The 18163-nt window shown below is 62.9% G+C and carries 18 protein-coding genes; 10 read left to right on the forward strand and 8 right to left on the reverse strand.

Going from position 1 to position 18163, the window contains the following annotated elements; all coding sequences use genetic code 11:
- Positions 1-48 precede the first annotated feature (48 nt).
- The 6 genes from fabG to gmk all read left to right on the forward strand — a co-directional run bounded on the left by fabG (position 49) and on the right by gmk (position 5641).
- Complete coding sequence (gene fabG / locus CK227_RS19250) at positions 49-786, forward strand: 3-oxoacyl-[acyl-carrier-protein] reductase (RefSeq protein WP_095770676.1); 738 nt, start codon at positions 49-51, stop codon at positions 784-786.
- Positions 787-985: 199 nt separating this feature from the next.
- Positions 986-1222, forward strand: a complete 237-nt coding sequence (locus CK227_RS19255; RefSeq protein WP_006203723.1) for an acyl carrier protein — start codon at positions 986-988, stop codon at positions 1220-1222.
- A 34-nt stretch (positions 1223-1256) separates the two neighbouring features.
- Positions 1257-2519 (forward strand): beta-ketoacyl-ACP synthase II, encoded by a 1263-nt coding sequence (fabF, locus tag CK227_RS19260; RefSeq protein ID WP_095770675.1) that lies wholly within the window; start codon positions 1257-1259, stop codon positions 2517-2519.
- A gap of 102 nt (positions 2520-2621) precedes the next feature.
- Positions 2622-3917, forward strand: coding sequence for an endolytic transglycosylase MltG (gene mltG / locus CK227_RS19265; RefSeq protein WP_095770674.1), 1296 nt, complete (start codon positions 2622-2624; stop codon positions 3915-3917).
- Between the two features lie 155 nt (positions 3918-4072).
- Positions 4073-4963 carry a YicC/YloC family endoribonuclease gene (locus CK227_RS19270; protein ID WP_095770673.1) on the forward strand — a complete coding sequence of 297 codons (891 nt, stop codon included), beginning with the start codon at positions 4073-4075 and terminating at the stop codon, positions 4961-4963.
- A gap of 21 nt (positions 4964-4984) precedes the next feature.
- Positions 4985-5641: a guanylate kinase gene (gmk, locus tag CK227_RS19275; protein WP_027053294.1), complete on the forward strand. Its 657-nt coding sequence runs from the start codon at positions 4985-4987 to the stop codon at positions 5639-5641.
- Positions 5642-5647: 6 nt separating this feature from the next.
- On the opposite strand, the gene CK227_RS19280 is transcribed toward gmk, so the two are convergent.
- From CK227_RS19280 to lptF, 7 genes are all read right to left on the reverse strand, one after another.
- The gene (locus CK227_RS19280; protein ID WP_095770672.1) at positions 5648-5941 is read right to left on the reverse strand and encodes a DUF1330 domain-containing protein; all 294 of its coding nucleotides are present in this window, start codon (positions 5939-5941) and stop codon (positions 5648-5650) included.
- Positions 5942-6008: 67 nt separating this feature from the next.
- A complete protein-coding gene (gene rsmA / locus CK227_RS19285; protein WP_095770671.1) occupies positions 6009-6848 on the reverse strand; it encodes a 16S rRNA (adenine(1518)-N(6)/adenine(1519)-N(6))-dimethyltransferase RsmA in 840 nt (279 codons plus the stop codon).
- A gap of 25 nt (positions 6849-6873) precedes the next feature.
- The gene (gene pdxA, locus CK227_RS19290) at positions 6874-7890 is read right to left on the reverse strand and encodes a 4-hydroxythreonine-4-phosphate dehydrogenase PdxA (RefSeq protein WP_179296326.1); all 1017 of its coding nucleotides are present in this window, start codon (positions 7888-7890) and stop codon (positions 6874-6876) included.
- Between the two features lie 13 nt (positions 7891-7903).
- On the reverse strand, positions 7904-8836 hold the full coding sequence (locus CK227_RS19295) for a peptidylprolyl isomerase (protein ID WP_179296325.1): 933 nt from the start codon (positions 8834-8836) through the stop codon (positions 7904-7906).
- An 89-nt stretch (positions 8837-8925) separates the two neighbouring features.
- The gene (locus tag CK227_RS19300) at positions 8926-11370 is read right to left on the reverse strand and encodes an LPS-assembly protein LptD (RefSeq protein WP_179296324.1); all 2445 of its coding nucleotides are present in this window, start codon (positions 11368-11370) and stop codon (positions 8926-8928) included.
- On the reverse strand, positions 11370-12455 hold the full coding sequence (gene lptG / locus CK227_RS19305; protein WP_179295932.1) for an LPS export ABC transporter permease LptG: 1086 nt from the start codon (positions 12453-12455) through the stop codon (positions 11370-11372). The genes CK227_RS19300 and lptG overlap by 1 nt, the downstream gene beginning before the upstream one ends.
- Positions 12452-13654 (reverse strand): LPS export ABC transporter permease LptF, encoded by a 1203-nt coding sequence (gene lptF / locus CK227_RS19310; protein ID WP_095770668.1) that lies wholly within the window; start codon positions 13652-13654, stop codon positions 12452-12454. Before lptF ends, lptG begins: the two co-directional genes overlap by 4 nt.
- A 354-nt stretch (positions 13655-14008) precedes the next feature.
- Between lptF and CK227_RS19315 the strand changes: the two genes are divergently transcribed.
- Positions 14009-15520, forward strand: coding sequence for a leucyl aminopeptidase (locus CK227_RS19315; RefSeq protein WP_095770928.1), 1512 nt, complete (start codon positions 14009-14011; stop codon positions 15518-15520).
- A gap of 9 nt (positions 15521-15529) precedes the next feature.
- The gene (locus tag CK227_RS19320) at positions 15530-15979 is read left to right on the forward strand and encodes a DNA polymerase III subunit chi (protein WP_095770667.1); all 450 of its coding nucleotides are present in this window, start codon (positions 15530-15532) and stop codon (positions 15977-15979) included.
- Positions 15980-16272: 293 nt separating this feature from the next.
- Here the strand turns inward: CK227_RS19320 and CK227_RS19325 are convergent, their stop codons facing one another.
- The gene (locus CK227_RS19325; RefSeq protein WP_095770666.1) at positions 16273-16743 is read right to left on the reverse strand and encodes a carboxymuconolactone decarboxylase family protein; all 471 of its coding nucleotides are present in this window, start codon (positions 16741-16743) and stop codon (positions 16273-16275) included.
- A gap of 112 nt (positions 16744-16855) precedes the next feature.
- Between CK227_RS19325 and CK227_RS19330 the strand changes: the two genes are divergently transcribed.
- Positions 16856-17506 (forward strand): TetR/AcrR family transcriptional regulator, encoded by a 651-nt coding sequence (locus CK227_RS19330; protein WP_245317994.1) that lies wholly within the window; start codon positions 16856-16858, stop codon positions 17504-17506.
- 19 nt (positions 17507-17525) lie between these two features.
- The gene (locus CK227_RS19335) at positions 17526-18131 is read left to right on the forward strand and encodes a hypothetical protein (RefSeq protein ID WP_095770664.1); all 606 of its coding nucleotides are present in this window, start codon (positions 17526-17528) and stop codon (positions 18129-18131) included.
- The last annotated feature ends 32 nt before the right edge of the window (positions 18132-18163 follow it).

Genomic DNA, 18163 nt, shown 5'->3' on the forward strand with positions numbered 1-18163 from the left:
TTTGACCCCACCCGTGTGAAGGGTGTTTTCTCAGATCAGGAGACGAAAATGTTCGAACTGACCGGCCGCAAGGCACTCGTCACCGGCGCATCGGGAGGCATCGGCGAGGCGATTGCCCGCGTGCTGCATGCGCAAGGCGCCATTGTCGGCCTGCACGGCACCCGCATCGAGAAACTGGAAACTTTGGCGGGCGAACTCGGCGATCGGGTCAAGCTGTTCCCGGCCAATCTGTCGAACCGCGACGAAGTCAAGGCGCTCGGCCAGAAGGCGGAGGCCGAACTCGAAGGCGTCGACATACTGGTCAACAATGCCGGCATCACCAAGGACGGCCTGTTCGTGCGCATGTCGGACGCCGATTGGGACTCCGTGCTCGAGGTCAACCTGACCGCCGTTTTCCGGCTGACCCGCGAACTCACCCATCCGATGATGCGCCGCCGCCATGGCCGCATCATCAACATCACCTCCGTGGTCGGCGTGACCGGCAATCCCGGCCAGGCCAATTATTGCGCCTCAAAGGCCGGCATGATCGGCTTCTCCAAATCGCTGGCGCAGGAGATCGCCACCCGCAACATCACCGTCAACTGCGTCGCCCCGGGCTTCATCGAATCGGCGATGACCGACAAGCTCAACGACAAGCAGAAGGAGGCGATCATGGCGGCGATTCCGACGCGCCGCATGGGCACGGGTGCTGAAGTGGCGTCCGCCGTCGCCTACCTCGCCTCCAACGAAGCCGGCTACGTCACCGGCCAGACCATCCATGTCAATGGCGGTATGGCCATGATTTGACGGATATGGCGGGCCTGTGAAAAGAGACCATTTCACCTTGGACCTCAGCCATTTTTCGTGTAATGCGGCCCGCAACCCGGCGGTTCGGGCAAAAACCGGTTCGTAGCCGTTGCGTTTCCGGCAGGACCATCTTTCAGCTTGATTAGCGGCATTCTGCCCGCTAACGAAGACAGACAAACAAAAGACGAGGATGCCCCAAATGAGTGACACCGCAGAGCGCGTCAAGAAGATCGTCATCGAGCACCTTGGCGTCGATGCCGACAAAGTGACGGAGCAGGCGAGCTTCATCGATGATCTGGGCGCTGACAGCCTCGACACGGTCGAACTCGTCATGGCGTTCGAAGAAGAGTTCGGCGTGGAAATTCCCGACGACGCGGCCGAGACCATCCTGACCGTCGGCGATGCCGTGAAGTACATCGACAAGGCGTCGGCCTGAAGCTTTCCGCAGTCATCACCGGGGAGGACCTGCGATGAGGCGTGTCGTCGTCACGGGCCTTGGGTTGTTGTCGCCATTCGGCATGGGCTTCGAGCACAGCTGGAAGGAACTTCTGACCGGCCGCAGCGCGGCCAAGCGCATCACCGAGTTCGAGGTGGACGATCTTGCCTGCAAGATCGCCCACGTCATTCCGCGTGGTGACGGCAGCAATGCCACCTTCAATCCCGAGGCCGTGCTCGAGCCGAAGGAATTGCGCAAGATCGGCGACTTCATCCTGTATGGGATTGCCGCCGCCGACGAAGCGCTGAAGGATTCCGGCTGGGAGCCCAAGACACACGAAGAACAATGCGCCACAGGCGTGCTCATCGGTTCTGGCATTGGCGGCATCGAGGGCATTGCCGAGAACGCGATAATCCTCAAGGAGCGCGGTCCGCGCCGCATCAGCCCCTTCTTCATCCCCGGCCAGATCATCAATCTCGTCTCCGGCCAGGTTTCGATCCGGCACGGGCTGAAAGGCCCGAACCATGCCGTGGTCACGGCCTGCTCGACCGGCGCGCACGCCATTGGCGATGCGGCCCGCCTGATCATGTGGGGCGATGCCGATGTCATGCTCGCCGGCGGCGCCGAGGCGCCGGTGACAAGGCTGTCGATCGCCGGTTTCGCCGCCTGCCGGGCGCTGTCGACCGAGCGAAATGACACGCCGCAAACGGCGTCGCGTCCCTATGACCGTGACCGCGACGGCTTCGTCATGGGCGAGGGCGCCGGTGTTGTGGTGCTGGAGGAACTCGAGCACGCCAAGGCGCGGGGCGCCAAGATTTATGCCGAGGTGACCGGCTACGGCCTTACCGGAGACGCCTATCACATCACCGCACCGGCCGAGGACGGCGATGGCGCTTTCCGTTGCATGACCGCGGCGTTGAACCGGGCCAGGCTTGCGCCCGCCGATGTCGACTACATCAACGCGCATGGCACCTCGACCATGGCCGATACGATCGAACTCGGCGCTGTCGAGCGGCTTGTCGGCAATGCCGCGTCGAAGATTTCGATGTCGTCGACCAAGTCGTCGATCGGCCATCTCCTGGGCGCGGCTGGTGCTGCCGAAGCGATCTTTTCGATCCTTGCGATCAGGGACAATGTCGCGCCGGCGACCATCAATCTCGACAAGCCGGAGCGCGAAACCGCGATCGACTTGGTGCCGAACAAGCCTCGCTCCCGCCAGATCGACGTGGCGCTCTCCAATTCCTTCGGCTTCGGCGGCACAAACGCTTCGCTTGTGTTCCAGCGCTACAATGGCTGATCGTCCGGCTGCCGGGCGATGCCTCGGCATGTCGTCAATTTTGCCATATTCGCCCCTACTCTGCCGCGGGGGATTCGTTGAGAGATCAAACGGTAGGGCGAGATGAACACAAATCCGGCGGGCAATGGAGAAGTCGGGCAACGGCCGGCGAACGATACCGGACCGATCGTGCCGAAGACAGCCAGCGAAGCCTTGCGGCCGGAAGCCGGAACGCCGCCGCCGAAGCGCTCGCGCGCTTCGCGCAGCCAGGTCGTCGTGTTCATGAACTTCGTCATCTCCCTGGTGATGCTGATGGTTCTGGCCGCGGGCGCGGCACTTTACTTCGGCAAGCAGGAGTTCACTGAACCCGGTCCCTCGGCCAATGGCGACACCTTCCTGGTCAAGCCGAACACCGGCGTCCAGGACATCGCCGACCAGCTCGAGCGCCGTGGACTGATCAGCGACGCCCGCGTCTTCCGCCTTGGCGTGCGTGCTTTCGGCAACGATTCCGCGCTCAAGGCCGGCGAATACGAGATCAAGCCCCGGGCATCCATGCGCGACATCATGGAGCTTTTGAAAAGCGGCAAGTCGGTGATGTACTCGCTGACCGTTCCGGAAGGGCTGACGGTTGAGCAGGCTCTGCAGCGTATCGCCGATGAACCCGCCTTGAGCGGCGACATGCCGGCGACAACGCCTCCCGAGGGCAGCCTTGCCACCGACACGCTGCGCTTCACGCGCGGTGCGACGCGCCAGCAGATGATCGACAAGCTGGTGGCCGACCAGAAGAAGCTGGTCGACGAGGTCTGGCAGCGGCGCGCGCCGGACCTGCCACTGGCCAATATCGAGGACTTCGTCACGCTGGCCTCGATCGTCGAGAAGGAAACCGGCAAGGGTGACGAGCGTTCGCGCGTCGCCGCCGTCTTCCTCAACCGCCTGGCCAAGGGCATGCGGCTGCAATCCGACCCGACCATCATCTATGGTCTGTTCGGCGGCAAGGGAAAGCCCGCGGACCGCCCGATCTACCAGTCGGACACCCAGAAGCAGACGCCCTACAATACCTATATGATCAACGGCCTGCCGCCGACGCCCATTGCCAATCCGGGCCGCGCAGCGCTTGAGGCCGTGGCCAATCCATCGAAGACCGACGATCTCTATTTCGTCGCCGACGGCACGGGCGGTCACGTCTTTGCGGCGACGCTCGACGAACACAATGAGAACGTCGCTCGTTATCGTGCGTTGCAGAAGAAGCAGGCCGATGACGCGGCCAAGGCCGCCGCTGCCGCTGGTGCAAACGGCAATGCCGACAAGCCTGCTGCCGACAACCCTGCTGCCGACAAGCCTGCTGCCGACAAGCCTGCCGACGGCAGCACCGGTGGCGACAATGGCGACGCCGGCGGCGATGCGGGCGATGCCCAGTAGGCGAAGAAAGGCGTTGCCTGGAAGGCGACAGCCTGACATTTGAAGGAACGCCACGCGTCCGATTTCGACGCACCTACGGCGTGGTTATTTTCAAGCAGCACTTGCCCTGTCCGGAAACTGGTTTCGGGGTGATGCGCCAGGGATGTGCAGGCGACATGAATTTGCAGAGCATGACCGGATTTGCGCGTGCCGTCGCCGAGCACGACGGCACCTCGATCGCCTGGGAAGTCAAATCCGTCAACGGCAAGAGCGTCGAGGTGCGGCTGCGGCTGCCGCAAGGTTTCGAGCGTCTGGAGCCGGCGGTCAGGCAAACGCTGCAGAAGCGTTTCGCCCGCGGCAATTTCCAGGCGACGCTGACCATCGGCCGCGCCGCCGGCGCGCAGGCGCAACCCGTCGTCAACGAGGCGTTTCTGAAGGACCTTGCGGGTCTCGCCAAGCGGCTGCAGGAACAGTTCGGCGTTGCTCCCGCGACCGCTGACGGCCTGCTGTCGCTGCGTGGCGTGCTCGACATTCCCGAAACCGTGGAAACCGAAGAGGCGCGCGCTGTGCTCGACACCGCCATCATGGCCGCGCTCGACGTGGCGCTGAAAGGGCTCGAACAGGCACGGCAAAGCGAGGGTGCGGCCCTGGCTTTGCTGCTGTCCGCCCACATCGACGCCATCGAGGCACTGACGCTGCGCGCGGAGGCGGATCCGTCCCGCGAGACGGCGGCGATCCGTGAACGCATAGCCGAGCAGGTCAGGCTTCTGATGGACGCGTCCGCCAATCTGGATGCGAGCCGCCTGCACATGGAGGCGGCATTCCTCGCCACCAAGGCTGATATTCGCGAAGAGATCGATCGGCTGAAAACGCATGTCGCATCTGGCCGGGCGCTGCTTGAGGGCGGCGGTGCCGTCGGCCGGAAGCTCGATTTTCTGGCACAGGAATTTAACCGCGAATCGAATACGCTGTGTTCGAAGTCGAATGCCGCGGCCGTCACCGCGATCGGACTGGAGCTGAAGGCGGTGGTCGACCAGTTTCGTGAACAGGTCCAGAATCTGGAGTAGCCGATGGTCGCCAAGGAACCGATGGTTCCCAGGGATTTGGGATCCCGCATCCGCCGCCGGGGGCTGATGCTCGTCCTGTCGTCGCCATCCGGTGCCGGCAAGTCGACGATCGCGCGCAACCTCCTGGAAAGCGATTCCAGCCTCGAATTGTCGGTCTCGGTCACCACCAGGCCGCGCCGCGGCTCGGAGATCGAGGGTGTTCACTACCATTTCCGCACGATGCGCGAGTTCGAACGGTTGCGTGATTCAGATGCGCTGCTCGAGTGGGCGGAGGTGCACGGCAATTGCTATGCGACACCGCGCGAACCCGCGGAACTGGCGCTGGCGCAGGGCCGCGACATGCTGTTCGACATCGACTGGCAAGGCGCCCAGCAGTTGAAGGAGAAGATGCGTGCCGACATCGTCTCGATCTTCATCCTGCCGCCGTCGATGAAGGAATTGAAGGCCCGCCTGAAGCGCCGCGCCGAGGATCAGGAAGCGGTGATCGAGACGCGGCTGAAGAATGCCCGCAACGAGATCGAGCACTGGAAGGAATATGATTTCGTCATCGTCAATGACGATCTCGACCGCGCCTTCGCCGAGGTGCGCGGCATCGTCGTCGCCGAACGATTGCGGCGCGACCGCCGGCCGGGTCTCTTCGATTTCGTCTCGGGGCTGCTGGACGAGAAAACCGTCTGATTGGCTTCAGTGTGTCATGCCGTCGACCAGGATCAGATGGCGGCTGAGCGCGGCGTCGCGCACATCCAGCGCTGCAGCATACTCAGCGGATGCATACCAGCGCCGTGCCTGCTCAATGTCAGGAAATTCGACAACGATCAGCGGTGTGGGATGCCACTCGCCCTCCAGCGTATCCACCTGGCCGCCGCGTACGAGATAGCGCCCGCCATAGTGGGCAATGGAAGCCGCGGCACGCGAGCGGTATGTCTGGAATGCCTCGTGGTCGCGGATGGTGACATCGGAAATGATATAGGCAGGCATCTGGCTTCTCCGGCATGCTCGCCAGCCTATCTATGCCTGCATCGTCGCGATTCCAGAGCTGCCGGCGCTAAGCCGCATTGGTCAGCCGCACAAATTCCTCGACACTGAGGGTTTCGGCGCGGCGGGTCGGATCGATGCCCGCACGCTCCAGCAGGGCCTCGCCGCCGAGGCTTTTCACACTCTGCCGCAGCATCTTGCGGCGTTGGCCGAAGGCGGCTTCGGTGACACGGCCGAGTTTCTTGACGTCAGCCGGCAGGGGCGTCGGGCGCGGCTCCAGATGCACCACAGAAGAGGTGACCTTGGGCGGCGGCGTGAAGGCCTGGGGAGGCACGTCGAAGGCGATCCTGGCCTTCGTGCGCCAGCCGGCCAGCACCCCAAGCCGGCCATAGGCGTCGCTGCCGGGCTCGGCGACGATGCGCTGGGCAACCTCACGCTGGAACATCAGCGTCATCGAGGCGTAGAAGGGCGGCCAGTCCACGACCGTCAGCCACCGGACGAGCAGTTCCGTGCCGATGTTGTACGGCAGATTGGCCACGATGCGCACCTGACCGCTGGCTCCGGCGACCGCGGAGGCGAGGGCGGCGAAGTCGGTTTTCAGCGCATCGCCGGAAACCACCTCCAGCCGGCCGGGATAGTGAGCGGAGACTTCGGCCAATGCCGCCAGGCAGCGCTCGTCGCGCTCGATGGCGACGACCCGGAGGGCGCCGTTGGAAAGCAGCGCTCTTGTCAGGCCGCCAGGTCCCGGCCCAACCTCGATCACCGCGGTGTTCGTCAGGTCGCCCGCGCTGCGTGCGATCTTGCCGGTCAAATTGAGGTCGAGCAGGAAGTTCTGGCCAAGCGCCTTTTTCGCCTGCAGCCCATGGCGCTCGATGACATCGCGCAGCGGCGGCAGCCCGTCGATGCTCATGCGTTCGGACCCCAAACGGAATCGCTCATGCCGCCGCGGCCTTTTTGTCGGTGTCGGCGAGCGTTCTGGCGAGCTTCAATGCGGCGATCAGGCTGTCCGGTCGTGCAGTGCCCCTGCCGGCGATATCAAAGGCGGTGCCATGGTCCGGCGACGTGCGGATGAAGGGCAGGCCGAGCGTGACGTTGACGGCATCGTCGAAGGCCAGCGTCTTGGCCGGGATCAACGCCTGGTCGTGATACATGCAAAGCGCTGCATCGTAGCCTGCCCGCGCCCGCGCATGGAACAGCGTGTCGGCCGCCAGGGGGCCGAAAGCATCGATGCCCTCGGCGCGCAGGATGTCGACTGCCGGCCGCACGATATGTTCGTCCTCCAGACCCATCGAACCGCCTTCGCCGGCATGCGGATTGAGGCCGGCAATGGCCAGCCTCGGCCTGGCGATGCCGAAGCGGCCGGCGAGGTCGGCCGCGGTGATGCGCGCGGTCGCGACGATCAGTTCGGTGGTCAGGGTCTTCGGCACCTCCGCCAGGGCGATGTGGATGGTGACGGGAACCGTGCGCAGGTCCGGGCCGGCCAGCATCATGACGGGCATTGCCTCGACGCCACTGTGCCGTGTCGCCAGATGCGCCAGATATTCGGTGTGGCCGGGAAAGCGGAAACCGGCATCGTAGAGCGGCTTCTTGGCGATCGGGCAGGTGACCACGGCGGCGGCGTCACCGGCAAGGCAGGCGGCGACCGCGCGATCGATTGCCTCGACGGTTCCGGCCGCGTTGGCCGGATCCGGCCGGCCGGGGCTGTCGATGAACTGGGCTGCCAGTGGAACGATCGGCAAGGTGCGGGCGAAAGCCTGCGCCGCCTGTGCCGGTGTCGTCTCGACGATCGGCAACGACACGCCCAGCCGGCTTGCCCGTGAGGCGATCAGCGCCGGATCGGCCAAAAGATAAAAGGCGGGCAGGCCGACCGCCTCGCGCGCCAGGAAGGCGGCGATGGCAATTTCGGGGCCGATGCCGGACGGATCGCCGACGCTCAGCGCCAGCGCGGTCATCGCGCTCTTCACGTCAGCGCTTGACGATGCGGGCTTTCGCCTTCAGCTCGTCGACATATTTCTTGCTGAGATCGTCGGCGGCCTTGTCGTTCGAGCCTTCGCTCTGGAACACCATCTGGGCCGTCTTGTCGTCGGACACTTCGCGCGACGAGCAGATGCCGATGAACTCGACGCCGCGCTCGGTCTCGCGCGTGGTGGTTGCTCCACCGACCTTGGTCGCCTTAATCTGCTCGGCCCAGTCCGGCGGCAATTGCGGCGCCAGCACCCGGCCCAGATCGCGAACGGTGACGTCGATCAGGCCCTTGGCGAATTCGCGCGTCGTGTTGCAGCCGTTGAAGCGGGCGCGCATGGCATCGGCCTCGCGCTTGCGCTTGGCCAGCGTCGCGCTGCGTTCGGATGCCGGGACGACGAAGATGACCTGCTGCAGCATGTACTCGGTGGCGCTCGGTTTGGCACCGCCCTTGTCGAGCATGCGCCTGACCGCATCCTGCTCGGTCACGCTGCCGCCTTCACCGGAACGGTAACGCGCGCTCAAAGCCTGGTTCCAGGCCATCTGGGCGCGGATGAATTCCTTGAAATGATCCTTGCCGACGCCGGATTTTTCCATCACGCCATCAAGCTGGCCGAGCTGCATCTTGTTGTTGGTGGCAAAGCGCTGATAGGCCGCCTCGACCTGAGCGTCGCTGATGCGTATGCCAAGCCGCCTGGCTTCGGCAAGGCGCAGCGTCTGGTCGATCATTTCCTGGGCGGCATCGCCTTTCTTGCGCTGCAGCTTCAGGAAGGCGGCGCGGTGCGCGATATCGCCTGACGTGACTGGTACGTCGTTGACGACGTATTTGATCTCGCTGGCGAAAGCCGGCGGCGTCATGATCGTCATCGACACGGATGTCGCCGCCACAAGCAGCGCGAACCCTGCTGAAAAGAGGTATTTCCTCATCATTAGCATCCCAATTCTATCCCGGTTCCGCCCATTTCGTCCTCTTCCGGGTGCGCGAATCCGTGCCAGCCCTATGCGGCGAAACGATGTCTCGCCGGCTACTGGATGGAGTCGATCGCGGTGGTCGACGAGCCGAAGTCGCCGAGCGTGCGGAACGACAGGTTGAAGCCGATACTCTGCGTCACTTCCCTGGTGTTCAGGTCGCGCGACTGCGAGTACGTCATCAGATAGGTGAAGCAGGAATCGTTGTAGGCGAAGCCGACCCCATCCTTGACCAGCAGGCTTTGCTGCAGATCATAGGTCCCTGTCCCGAACACGCGCCAGTTTTCGGCAAGATGCGTGGACGCACCGAGCGTCACCTCATGCCGATCGGTCGTGAAACCGTAGAGCGGCTGGGCCTGGATGAAAGCGTACTTGGCGCTGAGCGACACCGGCAGGCCTGAATAGGCTGCCTTTACCTCGGCGCGGCGAACCTCGAAAGTCTGTTCGTCGAAGCGGCCGCTGACGGAAGCCGCGAACCCGTTCGGGCTGCTGATGCCAAACAGGCCGACATAGTCGGACTTGGTGTCCTCAAGGCCCGAATAGGCGCCGACATTGACCAGATCCGGCGCGGCGAAGGAGTTCTCGCCGCCGATCTGGTAGGATTGGCCGAAAATGGCATTGGTGCCCCAGCCGTTGATATAGGAGCCGGAGTAGCGGAAGCCGACATTGGCGCGCGAGCCGCCTTCGATGCGGTCATAACCGGAGAATTTGTCGCGTTCGAACAGGGTGGTCGCGTCGAACACCATGCTCTGGGCGTCTTCATTCGGAATGGCGAGGCCGCCGACATATTGTTCGTTCGGACGCAGGAACAGCTGCGCCATCGGCTCGACGACGTGGCTGGAGCCGCTGGCCATGGAAAACAGCAGTGGCCAACGCATCTCGAGCCCGGCGGTTGCCATGTAGCGGGCGAACGACGAACGCATATCGTCGTTGGCATTTATCAGCGGATTGTCCGCCATATGGTTGACCGCGGCGAGCGAACCCGATGACGCATTGAGATAGTCGACGTCGCCCTGCAGCGCCAGCAGCGGTGTCAGCACCAGCCCGTCGTCGGTCACGAAAGTCCGCTTCCATTCGGCCTCGGTGGTGAGGCGGCCGGATTCGCCTTCGATGCCGCGCACGCGCTGCACGGGCGTGCCGGCGTTGTAAGGAACGTTGAAAGTCTCGTCGAGATCATCGCGGCGGATGACTCGCGTATTGACATTGAGCGACAGTTGGCCGCCGGCGACCGACATGTCAGGAATATACGCGTAGTCGAGCGACGGCAGCACCCAGGGCTGCTGGCCGCTTCGCGCGGCCGCATTGTCGTTCGGCGTGTCTTCCTGCACATCGAAGTGCATGGCGCGCACGTCAAAATAGTTACGGCCGTTGAGACCAGTCAAATAAACCGACGACTGGTGGACGGCGGCGTTGTATTTGTTGATGTTGTAGGTGTTGGAGAAATTCTTGTCGGTCTGCAGCAGCACGTCCCAGCCGAAATTCCAGCGTTCGTTGATGGCGAACTGCCCCTGCGTGCCCATCATGCCGCGGAACTTGTTCGGATCGCCTGCCGCTCCCGAATCGACGTTGTGGCCACCGGAGGTCGGGAAAGCGGTGGTATCAAGGAAGGCGTCCGGATCGCGCTGCTGAATTCCGGCGATCTTCAAACTGTATTGGCCATTGTTGAAGCGCTGGCGCCACTCGGCCTCGCCGAGGAAACCCTGCTTGGTATAACCGCTTCCCGACACCGTCAGGTCATATGTCGGCGAAAGCGCGAAATAATAGGGAACCTTGACGCTGTATCCCAGATGGCTGTTGTAGCTGATGCCCGGGATCAGGAAGCCGCTCTTGCGCTTCACCGTCGGGTCGGCGATCTCGAAAGCCGGCAGGTAGGCGAGCGGAAAGCCGAAGAATTCGAAATTCGCATTCTCGAAGCGAACCGTCTTCTTCTCGCCATTCCAGATGATCTTCCTGGCTTTCACGCGCCAGGTCGGAGCCTTGTCTGGCTTGTCTTCGCACGGTTCGCAGGCGGTATAGACGCCATTGTGGAAGGTGGTCAGCACGCCGCCCATGCGCTCGGCGCTTTCAGCGGCGAAATAGGCCTTGTCGATGGTTTCGACGCGCAGCGCGTTGACGAAACCGTCGGCGAAATCGTCGGTGATATCGATATGCTGCGAATTGATCTTGGTGCCGTCGCTGTTGACGATTTCAACATTGCCGGTGGCAACCATCCGCTTGGTGTTGCGGTCGTATATGACCTTCTGGGCGACGAGGCGGTTGCCGCCATAGTCGATCTGCACACCACCGACGGCGGTCACCGTCTGGTTGTCGTTGTTGTAGACCAGCGTGTCGGCCGCCAGCAACATCTGCGAGCCGGACGGAACATTGGTCGCCATCTTGCCGACTTCCTGCGCGAACGCGGGCAACGGCACGGCGCAGGCAAGCAGGCACGCCAAGGCGCTCGCCGCATAAAGGCGCGCCAAATGGGCCTGCCTGCTGCTGGGCAAGAACGCCTCCCTCACTAGCCGTCTTCCTTGTATAGCAGGAAAGTCACCCCGAAGAACATAGCTACCACGACTGGCACCGAGGCGGCTATGGCAGTCGGCACGAACCCCGCCACGCCGAATGCCTTCACCAGCACCGAAACGACATAAAGCAGAAACCCGGCAACGACGCCACCCAGAATCATCGTTGCCGATTGTCCCATCCTCGCAAATCGCATTGAAACTGTTGCCGCAATCAGCGTCATGGCGACGAGGAGGAACGGCAACGCCACCAGCGAATCAAACTGCATGGCAAACGCATTTGCCTTGAGGCCGAAGGAACGGGCAACCTCGATTTTTCCGGGCAGATCGTAGAACGGGATGGTCTCCGGGCGCGCCAGCCGCTCCTGCACGAATTCAGGCTTCAGATTGGTCGGCACACGATCGCTTGCAGCGGGCTGGATGATGCCGTTCCTGAAGGTCTTCACATCCTGCAGTTCCCAATATCCGTCCCGCAGGTAAGCGCGCGCGGCGTCCTTGCGCTCGACGATGTTGCCTTGCTGGTCGAGGACGAAAAAGACGGCGTCGGCCATCTCCATGCCTTGGTCGAGGATGGCCCGTGCGCCGATGATGGTGTCGCCGGTGCTGGTCTTCTGACGAATCCAGGGGGCGGCGTCGGCCGAAACCGTATTTGATTTGCCGGAGCGCAACTGGGTTTCGATCTGTTCGGACAAGGAGAAGGCGTGCGCGGCAAGCGGGTTGATGAGCCCGACCGACACAAGACCGAACAGCAACGCGCCGATGCAGCATGGCAAAAGGAATTGCCAGGCGGAAACACCGGCGGACCGCGCGATGACCAGTTCGTAGCGGCGGTTGAGCGAAACCAGTGTCGCCATCGCCGAGAACAGGCCGACAAACGGCACGGTCTGCAGCATGATCATCGGCATGCGAAGGCCTGAAATGGCCACCGCCGTTCCGTAGGTGAAGCCGGGCAGGCCGGTGGTGCGGCCGGACAGCTCGGTGAAATCGATCAGGAACACCAGCGCCAGCAGGCCCAGGAAGAACCAGATCGTGATCGTCACGTAGCGGAAGAAGAAATAACGACCCAGCGTCCAGCCCATCAGCCGATCCCCTGACCTGAGGTGCCGCGCCTGGACCAGCGCAGTTTGAGGGCGTTCCAGCCGTCGCCGACGCGGCTGGCCAGATTTGTCATCCAGTCCGCCCAGGCCACCGGCAGTTCCATGGTCCGGTTGGAGACGATGAACCAGATCGCCACCGCGGAAGCCACTATGGGCACGCCATAGACCATGTAGGCATATTCCGGCACTTCATCGGCTTTGCTCGCGGCAAAGAAACCCAGCCAGCGCACGAAGAGGGATATGGTGATGGCCGTGATCAAAGGATTGACGCGTGCCTCGCGATGCGAGCGCGCGTCCCCGGCGACCGCCAGCGCGATCAGCGCGAACACCATGGAATACAGCCATTCCGAAAATCGTTGGTCGATCTCGGCCCGGTATTGCTGAGGGGTCTGCTGGAAATTCTTGTCGTTGGGACTTGGATTGAGCAGATACTGGGTGGTCTGGTCCTTCGGCATCAGCGTCACTTCGGAGGCCGCCGCCATGAAGGCCGACATGTCGAAAGCGTAGGAGGTGAATCGGATGACACTGAGGTCGCCGGTCAGCGTTTTGCGGTGGATGACGCCGTCATTCATCATCAGCACCTTTTCGCCGCCCCGTTCGACGACGCTGCCGGTCTTGGCATAATAGACGAGATTGACGCCTTCCTCGCGCGAATCGGCGACGAAGATACCGCCCAGCCGATTGTCCGGAAGCCGCTCGCCGATCTGCAGGAACAGCCCGTCCTCGATCTTGCGGAATGTGCCCTCCTGGATGATCAGCGACAACAGATCGGCGCGCGATTGCGCCACCAAAGCGCGGTTCTTCTGCCGTGCGTAAGGGTCTATGCCGTTGTCGACCGCAAAGGAAAATACGCTCGCCGCGAGGGCCAGAAGCATGATTGGCCGCACGATCGTCCAGCGCGATGCGCCGGCGGCGTTGACGACGGCGAGTTCGGAATCCGAATTCATGACACTGAGTGTCTGTGCGACCGCCACCACCAGCGCGAAAGGCACGACGATCGGAACGATCGAGGGAAGAATGAGCGCGGCGACCTCGAAGAAGGTCAGCGACGACTGGCCGCTGTCGGTAACCAGGTCGATCTTGGCCAGCACCTGCGTGGTCCACACGATGGCCAGCGTCCAGACCAGCGCTGCCAGAAAGACCACGAAAGTGCGGCGCATGATGTAGCGTTCAACGACCTTCATGAAGGCTTTACTCGATTTTCTCGAACGGCATCATGCCACCACGCTAAGGGTAGCTGCACGGCGACGCCCGCACAACTGGCTCCGATGGGCTCGATCAGGCAGGCGATCCGGTTCCCGTCCCACGTCGCTGCCGCGATGGATCGGAGTGTCGGAGGGAATGGATAAGAAAGGACGAACATCGATGGTTAACAACAGGTTGCGGCATGAAGCGGGGCCGTGCCGCGACGAATCGCCATCGATTCCAACTGTCATATGGGTAGCCATTTTGGCAAAGTCTTGCCAAATGCCGGAAAACGACCAAATGTCGCGGATCGCTTCAAACGCTTCGCGCGCCATCCCCGAAAGCAGGACATGATGAACCCGAGACCATCAATCGCCTTTGCGAAATTCGCCGCGCCGCAGACGGCGGCGAACAGGAAGGGCACGGTCTTCGTGCTGTCGGCGGATGACGGCGGCCTGAGCGATGCGGCCAGGGCTTACGATCCCGGCAAGACACTGGAACGGGCCTTCCCGGTGGCCGAATTCACCGGCAAGTTCGCCGGCGTCGTCGAGATACTGGCGCCGGAAGGAGCGTCGCTCGACAGGTTGGTCGCGATCGGCGCGGGCAAGGCGGCGGGGCTCGATGAATATGCCTGGCTGAAACTTGGTGGCATCGTTGCGGCGTCGCTGCGCAAGGCAACCGACGTTGCCGTGGTGCTCGACCTGGTCGGCGCTTCGATTGATGGCAAGGACGCCGCCAACCTTGCGGCGGGCATCCTCCTGCGCAGCTATTCCTTCGACAAATACAAGACCAGTAAGGACAAGGATGACGCGAAGGCCGATCCGAAGAAGCCGGTCAAGATAACCATCCACACCGCCGACCCGGCAGGCGCCAAGAAGGCCTTCGCCGATGCCGGGGCGGTGATCGACGGCGTGCTTCTGGCGCGCGACCTTGTCAACGAACCGGCAAATATACTGGGACCGGTCGAGTTCGCGGCCCGCGCCAAGGAACTGGAGACGCTCGGCGTCAAGGTCGAGATCCTGACCGAGAAGGAGATGAAGAAGCTCGGCATGGGCTCGCTGCTCGGTGTCGCGCAAGGCTCGCCCCGCGGCGCGCGCATGGCCGTCATGCAGTGGAACGGCGGCAAACCCAAGGACAGTCCGATCGCCTTCGTCGGCAAGGGCGTCACTTTCGACACCGGCGGCAATTCGATGAAGCCGGCTTCGGGCATGGAGGACATGAAGGGCGATATGGGTGGCGCTGCCGCCGTGACCGGCCTCATGCATGCGCTGGCCGCGCGCAAGGCAAAGGCCAATGTCGTCGGCATTATCGGCCTGGTCGAAAACGCCGTCGATGGCCATGCCCAGCGTCCCGGCGACATCGTCACCTCGATGTCGGGCCAGACCATCGAGGTGCTCAACACAGACGCCGAGGGGCGTCTCGTGCTGGCCGACGCGCTGTGGTACTGCAACGACCGCTTCCAGCCGGAATTCATGGTCAATCTGGCGACGCTGACCGGCGCCATCATGGTCGCGCTCGGCTTGCACTATGCCGGCCTGTTCTCCAACAATGACGAATTGGCGCAGAGGCTTGCGGCGGCAGGGCAGGCGACGCAGGAGCGGCTGTGGCGCATGCCGCTCGGCGCCGAATACGACAAGCTGATCGATTCCAAGAACGCCGACATGAAGAACATTGGCGGCCGCTATGGCGGCGCCATCATCGCAGCGCAATTCCTGCAGCGTTTCGTCAAGGACACGCCCTGGGCGCATCTCGACATTGCCGGCACCGCCATGGGCTCGCCGTCGAACGAGATCAACCAGTCCTGGGGCTCGGGCTTCGGCGTGCGGCTGCTCGACCGGCTGGTGCGCGATCACTATGAGAGCTGACCCGGATCCATGGCCGACGTGCTGTTCTACCATCTGACCGAATCGACCCTGGAGGAGGCGCTGCCAGGCCTGCTCGAGCGCAGCGTCGATCGTGGCTGGCGCGCCGTGGTACAGACCGGCACCGAGGAACGGCGCGACGCGCTCGACCAGCATCTGTGGACCTTCCGCGATGATTCTTTCCTGGCGCACGCGACCGATCGCGAGGCTTATCCCGACGAGCAGCCTATTCTGTTGACCACCGGCGACGGCAATCCCAACGAGGCCAAGATAAGGTTCCTGGTCGACGGCGCCGTGCCGCCCGACCTTGGCGGGTATGAGCGCGCCGTGTTCCTGTTCGATGGCCATGACACCGCCCAGGTCGAGGCGGCGAGGGGGCATTGGAAGACGATGAAGGACGCGGGCCATGCCGTGACCTACTGGCAGCAGACTTCGGACCGCCGCTGGGAGCGCAAGGCTTGATGCTGCAGGGAACAAAGGCCCAAGCGCGCCGCATAAACCCGTATCGATGCGGCGCGCCTTCTGCGACCTGACGCTGCTCTCGTGCCTTGATTGGCCCCTCATTCGCATGGCGCGGACCAACGGTTATTTTTTCGGGAAAGGCGCCAGCGTCCATTCGATGCCGTAACATCGTATGCGCATAGCGGCACATCGGCACAACCGGTCTGGGGGCACTGCAAAACGGTCGCTTAATCCTTTGTCGATTGGGCATGGATCGACCTGGAAGCGGTCGACCGCTTCCAGGTCGAAATAGCCTACTGCCCGCCCATTTCCTTCTTGAATGTGTCGAAATCGACCTGCATGCCGTTGAAGATGGTGCTCCAATGGCGGGTTAGCGCGGCCATTGCCACGGCTTCCTGGATCTCCTCGTCGGTAGCGCCGGCGCGCTTGGCGTCCTGCGTATCCGACCAGATGCAATAGTTGCATGGAATCTGCGCCGCCACTGCAAGCGAGATCAGCGACTTGACCTTTGGCGGCAGTGCCGTCTTGTCGCTGAGCTCGATGGCCTTGACCTCGGCCCAGGCGCCGGGCAGACCGGCCTTCGGAAACTGCTTCACGAAACTCGGTACGCCGCCCATGGTCGACTGGATATCCTTGAGGGTAGCATCATAGTCGTCGGCATAGGCAGGTGCCGCGACCAGGGCCAGCGCACAGCCGGCGACAGCGAGCAGGCAGCCGTGGTGTATCGATGAAAGCACGGATGAAGGAATGCGATAGTTGGACATGACATTCTCCTCTGGTTTTTGTTAGCCTTACGATGTAAGGTGATGCGGAAAATGAACCTTACAGTGTAAGCTGTCAAGCGGCGCGATGGACACGTCAATCAAAAAAAAGCGAGTGCGCGGGCGCCTGTCGCGCGAAATGATCGAGGACGCGGCCTTCGAGGTGATCGAGAAGGAGGGACTCGCCGGCTTTTCGATGCGCAAGCTGGCGGCGGTACTCGGCTGCGAGGCGATGAGCATCTACCACCATTTTCCTTCGGTGGCGCATTTGCACGAAGCGCTGGTCGACCGGCTGGTCGGTGCTCTTGAAATGCCGGATGCCGACCTTCCGTGGCGGCAAAGAATGCGCATCGCCATCGAGGATTTTCGCCGTATCGGCCGCGACCATCCCGCCTATGCCACCTTTTTAGTTACCTACCGGATGAACTCGCCGGTCTGCCTTGCCTGGCTGAACGGCATTCTTGGTCTGTTCAGGGATGGCGGCTTCGACACCGAACTCAGCGCGCGGCTGTTTCGCGCCGTCGGCTACTATCTGATGGGTGCCGTGCTGGATGAGAATGCGGGCTATGCCAAAGGTCCGTCGGCGGTGAACACGGTCAGCGACGAGCAACTGGCCCGGGATTTTCCCGACGTCATGGCCGCCGGCCGCTTTTTCGGTACCGCCGAATTCGACAAGACATTCGAGCTTGGCCTCGACATGCTGCTGGACGAGATGGAACGCCTGCGCGACGGTGCCGGCGCTGGCCAGTTGTCCGGCAAGGCGTGAATACGAGGTGAGTGTCTGAATGCGCTTTCTGTTTGTCCTGATCCTGCTCGCCGGCACCGGCGTGGGCTTCATCTATCCCTGGGCGATGACCAATTTTTCCGGCCGCGAGATCGGCACCTGGCGGGTCTATGAGCAAGGCCGCTTCAAGCCGTTGAGCGTGTCGCTCTCAAGCCGCGACGCGCCGGTCCGCGTCCTGGTCGACCTCACCGCGCGGGCCGAACGCATCGTTTCGCAGCAGCGCACGGTGTTGACGCTGACCGCCGGCACCAATGGCCGCACGGTGCTTGCCTCGACGTTGCAGTTCAACCATGTCGACAATCCGCGCCAGGCCAGCCCGCAGCTGCCCGACAAGATCTTTCGCGACGACGCAGGCGTCATCGCAAGCGTCAATTCCGGTTCATACCTTTTCACCGTCGGTCCGGGCGACGCCGAGGACATACCGATGCGGGCCGTCGATCTCATCCTGCGCTCCGGTGTCGGCGAAACCGACCGGCGTGCGCGGCCGGTCGGCTTCGCCCTGATGGCGGCCGGCTTGATCGGCTTCCTGTTGTCCCTGCGTTCCGGCGGCGGCCGGCCGGGCAATCCGAACTCGCAACCACCGCCGCCGCGTTGGGGCAGGGGTTGACGGATGTCGCCCAAAAGTGTGCAGCGGTTTTG

The sequence above is a fragment of the Mesorhizobium sp. WSM4308 genome (genome assembly GCF_002294905.1).
Lineage (GTDB): Bacteria > Pseudomonadota > Alphaproteobacteria > Rhizobiales > Rhizobiaceae > Mesorhizobium.

What these genes read in the sequence shown, in the direction of transcription:
- gmk (WP_027053294.1), top strand. Translation starts at nt 4,985, where the DNA reads ATGGTTCCCAGGGATTTGGGATCCCGCATCCGCCGCCGGGGGCTGATG.
- lptF (WP_095770668.1), bottom strand. Translation starts at nt 13,654, where the DNA reads ATGAAGGTCGTTGAACGCTACATCATGCGCCGCACTTTCGTGGTCTTT.
- CK227_RS19280 (WP_095770672.1), bottom strand. Translation starts at nt 5,941, where the DNA reads ATGCCTGCCTATATCATTTCCGATGTCACCATCCGCGACCACGAGGCA.
- CK227_RS19295 (WP_179296325.1), bottom strand. Translation starts at nt 8,836, where the DNA reads ATGCTAATGATGAGGAAATACCTCTTTTCAGCAGGGTTCGCGCTGCTT.
- CK227_RS19255 (WP_006203723.1), top strand. Translation starts at nt 986, where the DNA reads ATGAGTGACACCGCAGAGCGCGTCAAGAAGATCGTCATCGAGCACCTT.
- rsmA (WP_095770671.1), bottom strand. Translation starts at nt 6,848, where the DNA reads ATGAGCATCGACGGGCTGCCGCCGCTGCGCGATGTCATCGAGCGCCAT.
- CK227_RS19325 (WP_095770666.1), bottom strand. Translation starts at nt 16,743, where the DNA reads ATGTCCAACTATCGCATTCCTTCATCCGTGCTTTCATCGATACACCAC.
- pdxA (WP_179296326.1), bottom strand. Translation starts at nt 7,890, where the DNA reads ATGACCGCGCTGGCGCTGAGCGTCGGCGATCCGTCCGGCATCGGCCCC.
- CK227_RS19270 (WP_095770673.1), top strand. Translation starts at nt 4,073, where the DNA reads ATGAATTTGCAGAGCATGACCGGATTTGCGCGTGCCGTCGCCGAGCAC.
- mltG (WP_095770674.1), top strand. Translation starts at nt 2,622, where the DNA reads ATGAACACAAATCCGGCGGGCAATGGAGAAGTCGGGCAACGGCCGGCG.
- CK227_RS19320 (WP_095770667.1), top strand. Translation starts at nt 15,530, where the DNA reads ATGGCCGACGTGCTGTTCTACCATCTGACCGAATCGACCCTGGAGGAG.
- CK227_RS19335 (WP_095770664.1), top strand. Translation starts at nt 17,526, where the DNA reads ATGCGCTTTCTGTTTGTCCTGATCCTGCTCGCCGGCACCGGCGTGGGC.
- fabG (WP_095770676.1), top strand. Translation starts at nt 49, where the DNA reads ATGTTCGAACTGACCGGCCGCAAGGCACTCGTCACCGGCGCATCGGGA.
- CK227_RS19315 (WP_095770928.1), top strand. Translation starts at nt 14,009, where the DNA reads ATGAACCCGAGACCATCAATCGCCTTTGCGAAATTCGCCGCGCCGCAG.
- fabF (WP_095770675.1), top strand. Translation starts at nt 1,257, where the DNA reads ATGAGGCGTGTCGTCGTCACGGGCCTTGGGTTGTTGTCGCCATTCGGC.